The following is an 8,112-nucleotide window of genomic DNA, read 5'->3' as shown; positions in this document are numbered from 1 at the left end:
TCTAATTTTGGATAATCAACAACCGTGATAAAGCATTCTTAAAAATACATTGTTTTCTGCATACACTTAATAGAATATTTCGTTAATGGAGGAAAAGTAGATAGCAGATATGTGAATAATACGAGATTATAATAGTCCAATCCAAACTATGCTTAATTAAAAAAAGAGTGGGATTAGTAGCTTTCTAACCCCCTCTTTACTACTATTTATCTGTAAATATTTCTATAGCTTCCTCTGTGGTAACCACATCATTAGCAATCATTTTAAAGTTTGTAAGTGCAGCTGAGTAACCATCCAACTCCCCCATTTTTGCGGCAGCTGTTGCATCTGACACTACAGTTACTTTAAATCCCTGTTCGATCAACTCTCTCATATGAGATTCTACACATAAATTAGCTGACATACCAGCTAATATAACATGATTAATGTTTCTTTTTCTTAGCTGCAGAACTAAGTCATTGCTCTCAGGTCCGTATACTTTATGAGGACTAGTAATCACAGTATTGTTGTCATAAATATAAGGCTTATATCGCTCTAAAAAGTCCGCACCTGAATCTTTAAAACCTCCTAAAGTCAAAGGTCCCATTCTTAAATACATATTATGTTTATGCATCCAAGTTTCTATTTTACCAGTAAACCCCCATTTTTGATCGTAGGGATAATAGAAATGTGGAGATATAAATACCAAGACCTTTTGTTCTTTAGCTGTTTTTAACAAAGTTTCAATATTTTCAATAGTATTGTGCTCATCGACACTATCTTTTACTAAAGGCCAAGCAACACCTGTTGGGCTCAAAAAATCATTCTGTGGGTCTGTTACTACAAGTGCTGTCTTTTCAATAAGGTTTAAATCGTTTGCCATACCCTCAGTACTAAGAAATAGAAAAGTAAAAAGGGAAAGCATTAAGCAGACAACAAGTTTACAATGATTTTTCATACAACAACTCCTAAAATTAAATTAATTTTCTGGTAATATTCTCACTTACTACAGAGAAGTTTATTCTAATTTATACTCTCCAAATAGATACCTTAAAAAACATTAAATCTGACTTCCAGAACTACTACCCGAATAATGGACACTTATAAAAGCTTTCCACGGGGCGGGAAGCTTCCTCGGCGCACTACCGTATTCATATTGTTCCCCTCCTTTTATAGCAAAAAAATTCAAAACAGCCTTTAAAAAAGAATGATTTGCCAATAGGACAATCAGACCTTTTTAAAAGAAGCAATTATGAAATTGATTCATTTCTCAAACAACTAAATTACAAGACATATTATCACTCATTAATCCTCGACTTATATCAATAAACTCCAAATATATAAGGCTTTCAGATAGACAGGATATTCCATGTCATTGTGGGTATATTATCACTATATGAAACACTAGGTGTGGATTAAGATTCTCAAATCATTATTTTTAAGCTGCTTAATTAAATATCCCCCCTTTTACCCAGGAGGGATATTATTAATAAATTATAAAATGTACAATCCATATATCCGATTAGTTCTGTAAATCCACTGATAATTTATGAAGGCTCGGTAGTGTTTGAAGAAGCTCTGTTATATCCATATAATTTAATGTATTTGGTGCTTTAATTCTAAAAGTATAGGTAGTTAGATTGTTTGAGTTATGGTGCTTCATATTAAATTTTATCACTTGTATTTTTTTGTCTGATAATAAATGATTGATCATTGCCAAATCATTTTTTTCACTATCTATTACAATTGAGACAAAATATTGGTTTTGAAGTTTATTCTTCTTTTTAAAAATCTTATCTTCTAGCTTATCTAAAAACAATAATGTAGTAATAATAATTATAGTTACTAATACTGCCTCTAAATACATCCCTGCTCCCACTACCAATCCTAAACCTGCCACAGTCCAAATGCTTGCCGCAGTGGTTAAACCCTTTACTGTTACCCCTCCTTGGACCATTATCGTTCCAGCTCCAAGAAATCCAATTCCTGATATAACATAGCTTGGAATTCTACTTGGATCATAGGTGGTTTGTAGGTTTTCATAAATATAATCCTGAAACCCAAATAAAGATAATAGCATTAGTAAACAGGCGCCAACTCCCACTAATATATGAGTTCTTAGACCAGCAGGATGATTCTTAAATTCTCTCTCTAAGCCTATTAACCCACTCAATAATACAATCAGGGATAACCTTAGTATAAAGGTTATCAATTCATCACTTATTAATTCACTATTTAGTAAAAAATCCAAAGTAGTCCCTCCTATTAAACCTGCTATACTATAATTCGATATAGTTTGTAAAATTCCTCTCTAATTAAAAAATACAAGAATCACTTCTGTAATACAGAAAAAAGCAAACTATCGGAAGATAGTTTGTTGTTATTCCGAAGATATATAAAGGTTAATGATATATTTATTATACCCTATCAATTCTTTTAAAATAAATCCCCATTCTTTGATTCATTGATTACTCAATTTTTCATACTTTTCTAGAATTTCATCATTCATTTGATCAATCTTAGATTGATTGTTTTGTTTCAAAAAACGTAGTATGCCGTTTGCTACTTCTAACATCTCATTCTCTGATAGTATAAATCCATTGACCTCAAGAAGATAATGACCGTTTGTCTTCACATCTTTTATAAGCTGTATAGTATCGTTAATCATGTTTCTCCCCCCTTCTGCTACTATTAATTTTTTTAGCAAATCTATTTTTCTTAGTGGTCTTCCACGTTCTAGGTTAATTAAGTGCTTAATTCTACAAAATAACGTAAAATTCCTTTATATAGTTAGGGTAAGGGTAGAAATCAATAATTTATACTACGCACTCCCACAAATTTGAGAAAATAATCACTAGAGGAGGTATGAATTTTGTCTTCTCAAAAAGAATATGTAAAGAAAGGCATCTATCACCTCAATAACATTAATAATTACCATTCGCGTTTAAAGAAGTGGATAAGTCGTTTTAATGGTGTTTCTACGAAGTATTTACAACTTTATTTAGTGTGGTTTCAATTCCTCGACAATAGGAAAATGGAAAGCGATTTAAGCAAGACAAAGCAAATGCTTATCTTGGCAAGTGTTAACGGAACATGGGAAACCGCGGATAAGTTAAGATTGAGAGACTATGCATTCTAAGTGCCAATATTATTTATAGGGAATAAAAAATGCACATAAAAATGAGCTCGGAAATGTATCTCCAAGCTCATTGTATTTTGATGTATGTTTTTTTACTAAAGCGTCCGTTAGTGGAAGAACGAAAACCATAACTTATTAATTCTTATATAGTTCAACTAATTGTTTGCCATCAGTAGCACCTATGATTGTATTAAGTGGAATTAGATTAATTATAACGGTTAGATACGATACAAAAATAAAACTATCCAAATAATTTCGGAAAACTAGGAATTCATAACCAGTTAATAAGTGAAGTACTAATGCAGATAGGAAATTAAAGCAAACAGAAGGTTTCAAATATATTTGAATATTTAAGATGTATATTCGATTTAATAAGTTACTACATAAATCTCCAGTTTTGATGTGTTACTTACTTTATGAAATGTAGGGTAGACGTCAATATACCATTTTACGAAAAATCAACCTTTACCTTTAACATAGCCTTTAAAATAAATAGGACAAAACCTAAACACCAAACGTATTTCCTCCATTTACAGAAATGGATTGACCAGTTATAAATTGTGATTCCTTTGAGGCTAAAAATGCCACAGCATTGGCTATATCAAGTGGTTCTCCCATTTTGCGAAGAGGAACATGACTTTTATATTCACTAGTATCTATTCCCTCATGTCTTTCTACTGGAATAAAACCTGGATTGATCAAATTAACTGTTATACCAAAAGGACCTAACTCACTTGAGTATGATCGTGTCATTCCAAGCTGAGCAGACTTCGCCGTTACATAGCTAGAAAAATTAGGGTTGCCAATTTGGACTACTTCGCTTCCAATATTAATAATCCTACCCTCGCCTTTTTTCTTCATACCGGGCAAAATAGCTTTTGTTAATAATAAAGGAGCTTTTACAAAAAAATGAAGCTGATCTAAGTAGTCATCCCAAGTGCTTTCTTCAATTGATAATTCAGGCTGAGGTCCAGTTGCGTTATTCACTAGAATATCAATCGTCCCACCACATTTTTCTTCTGACTCTTTTACAAGTTGTTTAACGCCCTCTTCATCTGTAATATCACCTTTAACAAATATGGCTTTACCTCCAGCTGAGAGAATTGATTCTACAGTTTGGCTTGCTGCTTCATCATTATTAGCGTAGTTTACAATCACTGTCGCCCCAAATTCTGCTAAGGTTGAGCTGATCTTCCTTCCAAGTCCTCTGGATCCACCTGTAACCAAGGCTATTTTACCGTTCAAATTTCGAGAAATGTTAACTCCCCCTGTCTTATAAAAGCTATTAATATAATAGGCTTTTATTAAGCAATTATAACGTAATCAATTTCTTGAAATTTCTGTACCTCAACCTTCCATCGTTCTTCTACAAAGGACTGATGACTTGAATGGTTATTATATGTATCATAATCTTCCTGGCTTTTAAACTCCATCGAAAAACCAAAATCAAAATCAGTTTTCGGACTCACTTGCCGTAACACTTCAAAATTTTCAACAGTAGAAATTGCTCTTAGAATCTCCTTGCCATCCTTCAAAAATTGCTCTGTATCAGAAGAATCTATTGAATGTATTAATGTAAAAAAAGCCATATGTCTAATTCTTTCACTTTCCATTTTTATATCTCCTCCATTTATTAGTTTAACCGACGTTTATAGCCTAGCCATTATGTAGTAACAGCATTCATAATTTTCCAATTAGGCTCTCTGCTTAATTAAAACAGTCACTGTTCCACTGGTGCTCATAGACCGGTACATTATTTACCTACCTAATCAAGTAGAAACTATCTTGTCTAGCAGTCAAGTAATCTGCGCCACCAATATAAACGGCAATAGGTTGTTCTAGGTAAATATAAGTCTCGCATTCCCACTCTGGTATATACGCCTTTATATTAAACTCAAGCGCATAGGCAGAATCGCTTATCAGTTCAAGATCTCCCTTAAAAGGAATATTCGTTTGTTGATCATATAATCCAATAATCGGTCCTGCTTCATGACAATGATTTCCGATCGGATGAGAATATAGCATAGCATTTATAGCAAACTTTTTCGCTTCTGTGATGCTTGCCTCGAATACTTCATTTCCACTTTTCCCTGGTATCATTTTATCCATGACAAGGTTTTCGAACGCAATAGCCTGGCGGAAGGCAGCCTCTAATCCGTCAGGAGCTTTTGATTCACCCCTATTTAAGACATAACCCAATTGTTGTGTATCTGTACACAAATTTAAATATTCAATACCAAAATCAAGGTGAACAATATCACCTGGCATAATGATTGTATCTGAGATTCTATCAATTTCAGAATTCCTTCTTTGTATATCTACAGTAGGGTAAAAAGATGTTTTTATCCCGATATCTAATACCTTTTGTCTAATCCAATCTACAACTTCAGTTGTCGTTGTAATACCTGGGTAAATAACCTCATTAGATAGAGCTGTTTTTGCTAGATTACTAGTTAAATCAGCTAAAAAAGGATAAGTAACCATTTCTTCCTTACTTCTCTTTAGAAACCAGTGAGTAACTAATTGTTCAGCTGATACAAATTTGCCAACCCAATTAAATCCGAGCTCGTCACATAGGATTTGATATAAACTATGGGTTAATCCATCTGCTACTGCAATATGATCGGATTGATTGATTCCAATTTTAATCGGTTGTTTTTCATCTACTAGTTTTTTCAATCTTTCCCACTGAGTTTCTTCGCTACGATTCCATATAAATGTATACAAATCAGATAATGCTGGATGCGGTGATCCAATTAAAAAACGTTCTACCTTTTGACTTTCTGGATCCAATACGAAAACAAAAATAGATAGTCTTCGAGAACTGTCATGTTCACAAGGAGTTAGAGTAGCTACTACTGGGTCTTCATTATATTCCTTACTAATGACGATCCACATAGGAATATCAGCATTCACCATCGCTTCTTTTAAGATTCCTTCTAGTCTTCCACTTAACCAGCTATCACGAATCATTTCTTGTTTCTTAAGCGGTAATATACTTTTAACTCTATCATGCTCATGGACATCTAACACTTACTCCACATCCTCTTTTTTTGCATTTACTACTTCTTTGTTTCATTATAATGGAAAATTACTAAAGAAGGTTATTAAAAGGTTATGTTTACAAAGGATTAGGTGCGGTTAAAGAGTAAGTAAGATAGTTTAATTTCACTTCAAAAAACTGAAGAGGAGGACCTACTATAGTTAACTTTATTAATGATGAAATGATAATTGCATTACAAAGATTGTTTCTTGCTGTCCTCCTTAGCGGAATTGTTGGATTTGAAAGGGAGATTAAGAATCGTCCTGCAGGACTTAGGACTCATATTTTAGTTGGTTTAGGTTCATCTTTACTCATATTACTTTCCTTGTATGGGTTTGATGATTATTTTTCTCAGTATCCCAATGGTATCATTACTATGGATCCCGGGAGAATACCCTCTTACGTTATTAGTGGAATCGGTTTTCTAGGGGCTGGAACAATTATTGTTCAAGGTGGAGTGTCAGTCAGGGGATTATCCACAGCTGCTTCAATTTGGATTGTAGCAGGAATAGGTCTTGTTATTGGAGCTGGAATGTACTTTGAAGGCATTGTTATAACCGCAATTGTAATCTTCACTTTATTTGTTCTAAATAAACTAGAGAAACTGTTTGAAGATAAGCATAAACCAATTGTGCTTACCATAATTACAGATCAGCGGGATGGAACTCTTTCAAAAATAAAATCCTATTTAAAAGAGTGTGGAATAGATATTCTGAAGACCGATATTGAAGATTATAAACCTTTTAACAATAACAAGCAGTCAAAATATACTTTCTTAGTTAGTTCAAAGATAATCGATGAAAACTCAGCTGTAATTGAAAAAATCCACACCTTATCTTATGTACACAAGGTATCAATCTAACCCAAACCAATGTTGGGATTACAAATAGCCAACAACCTATCCTATAGTTTTATTATAATACTGCTGGCTCCTTAGGATGAATAGTCTTTTCTTCCTTGGTTAATAATCAAATTGTATCTAAAAATTTTATTGGGAGGATTTTATATGAAAGTTTTTGTATTGCATGCTAGTATGAACGGGCATACGAAGGAATTTGCGTCAGCAATTGCAGATGGAGCGAAACAAGTTGAGAATGCTGAAGTAATCATACAATCAGTCGAAGACACTAATCCAGATGATTTAAAGGATGCATCTGCCATTATTTGGGGATCATCAGGTTACTTTGGTGAACCTAATCCTAAAATGGCCACTTTTTTTTCAAAACTAGGCCAGTTATGGTTCACAGGCGGGCTCCAAGGTAAAGTTGGAGGAGTATTTGGAACTACCTCGACACAGCATGGGGGCGTAGAAAACATTTGCAGAGCCTTACAAACACCGATGCAACATCATGGTATGATTATCGTTTCAAATACTGGACCATTAAATGAAGATCGAGTAAAATATGGAACACCATATGGAGCAACAGCAGTTATTCCAGTTGAATCTTCACAAGATGCACCTATGAACAAGCCAAGTGATCCAGAAGTAACACTGGCAAAAGATTATGGGAAACTCATTGCAGAAACAGCAAAAAAATTAACAAGCTAGCTCGTGAATTTTTTACATATATACAATTTAAAGACCCCTGTTTCCATCAGAAAACAGGGTCTTTAATTTACTGTTAAAATCTTATTTGTTAGTGTCTTGGTTTTGGTTCGGTAATAATTCTTCTGAAAACTCAGTAACTCCAGCAGTGTTTGGTTTTCTAAGAACCTTTTCCAGACCAAAATTATCCTTTAAATTTTGAAATTGTGGAATCTTATCTCTATTTCTGCCTAGTCCAAGTGCAGCTGCGCTTATCCCCAAACCTATTAAGGATCCCCACAACCATCCTCTCCCTTTATTATTTCTACCAAACATGTTTAAAAATGGTTGCTTTTTGCCTCTATTAAAAAGTAAACTTAGCAAATTATTCAATATTACCCCATCCTTATATATATCAACCTAGAC

9 protein-coding genes and 1 pseudogene are annotated in these 8,112 nt (G+C 33.7%); 3 read left to right on the top strand and 7 right to left on the bottom strand.

From position 1 onward, the window contains the following. Nucleotides 1-202: 202 nt before the first annotated feature. The 3 genes from ACOI1C_RS21750 to ACOI1C_RS21740 form a co-directional block, all read right to left on the bottom strand. Entirely contained in the window at nucleotides 203-937 is a 735-nt protein-coding gene (locus ACOI1C_RS21750; RefSeq protein WP_422512697.1) for a cysteine hydrolase, read from the bottom strand. A gap of 564 nt (nucleotides 938-1,501) precedes the next feature. Continuing rightward, nucleotides 1,502-2,230 (bottom strand): MgtC/SapB family protein, encoded by a 729-nt coding sequence (locus ACOI1C_RS21745; protein WP_422512695.1) that lies wholly within the window; start codon nucleotides 2,228-2,230, stop codon nucleotides 1,502-1,504. Nucleotides 2,231-2,440: 210 nt separating this feature from the next. Continuing rightward, nucleotides 2,441-2,647 carry a hypothetical protein gene (locus ACOI1C_RS21740; protein WP_422512693.1) on the bottom strand — a complete coding sequence of 69 codons (207 nt, stop codon included), beginning with the start codon at nucleotides 2,645-2,647 and terminating at the stop codon, nucleotides 2,441-2,443. 201 nt (nucleotides 2,648-2,848) lie between these two features. Here ACOI1C_RS21740 and ACOI1C_RS21735 point away from each other — a divergent pair. Beyond that, nucleotides 2,849-3,118: pseudogene (locus ACOI1C_RS21735) on the top strand (IS1595 family transposase); the annotation flags it as partial. A gap of 504 nt (nucleotides 3,119-3,622) precedes the next feature. On the opposite strand, the gene ACOI1C_RS21730 reads toward ACOI1C_RS21735, so the two are convergent. The 3 genes from ACOI1C_RS21730 to ACOI1C_RS21720 form a co-directional block, all read right to left on the bottom strand. Next, the gene (locus ACOI1C_RS21730; protein ID WP_422512691.1) at nucleotides 3,623-4,363 is read right to left on the bottom strand and encodes an SDR family NAD(P)-dependent oxidoreductase; all 741 of its coding nucleotides are present in this window, start codon (nucleotides 4,361-4,363) and stop codon (nucleotides 3,623-3,625) included. A 59-nt stretch (nucleotides 4,364-4,422) separates the two neighbouring features. Further along, nucleotides 4,423-4,731: a Dabb family protein gene (locus ACOI1C_RS21725; RefSeq protein ID WP_422512689.1), complete on the bottom strand. Its 309-nt coding sequence runs from the start codon at nucleotides 4,729-4,731 to the stop codon at nucleotides 4,423-4,425. Nucleotides 4,732-4,879: 148 nt separating this feature from the next. Next, entirely contained in the window at nucleotides 4,880-6,151 is a 1,272-nt protein-coding gene (locus tag ACOI1C_RS21720; protein ID WP_422512687.1) for a M24 family metallopeptidase, read from the bottom strand. 191 nt (nucleotides 6,152-6,342) lie between these two features. Here ACOI1C_RS21720 and ACOI1C_RS21715 point away from each other — a divergent pair, with 191 nt between their 5' ends. Together ACOI1C_RS21715 and ACOI1C_RS21710 are read left to right on the top strand one after the other, a co-directional pair. After that, nucleotides 6,343-7,023 (top strand): MgtC/SapB family protein, encoded by a 681-nt coding sequence (locus tag ACOI1C_RS21715; RefSeq protein WP_422512686.1) that lies wholly within the window; start codon nucleotides 6,343-6,345, stop codon nucleotides 7,021-7,023. A gap of 144 nt (nucleotides 7,024-7,167) precedes the next feature. Continuing rightward, on the top strand, nucleotides 7,168-7,710 hold the full coding sequence (locus ACOI1C_RS21710; RefSeq protein ID WP_422512684.1) for a flavodoxin domain-containing protein: 543 nt from the start codon (nucleotides 7,168-7,170) through the stop codon (nucleotides 7,708-7,710). A gap of 81 nt (nucleotides 7,711-7,791) precedes the next feature. On the opposite strand, the gene ACOI1C_RS21705 is transcribed toward ACOI1C_RS21710, so the two are convergent. Further along, nucleotides 7,792-8,079, bottom strand: coding sequence for a hypothetical protein (locus ACOI1C_RS21705; RefSeq protein ID WP_422512683.1), 288 nt, complete (start codon nucleotides 8,077-8,079; stop codon nucleotides 7,792-7,794). Nucleotides 8,080-8,112: the final 33 nt, after the last annotated feature.

This window comes from Bacillus sp. DJP31, assembly GCF_049310945.1.
Lineage (GTDB): Bacteria > Bacillota > Bacilli > Bacillales > SA4 > Bacillus_BS.
Note: the sequence above shows the minus strand (reverse complement) of the source record. Positions and strands in the feature narration are given on the sequence as shown.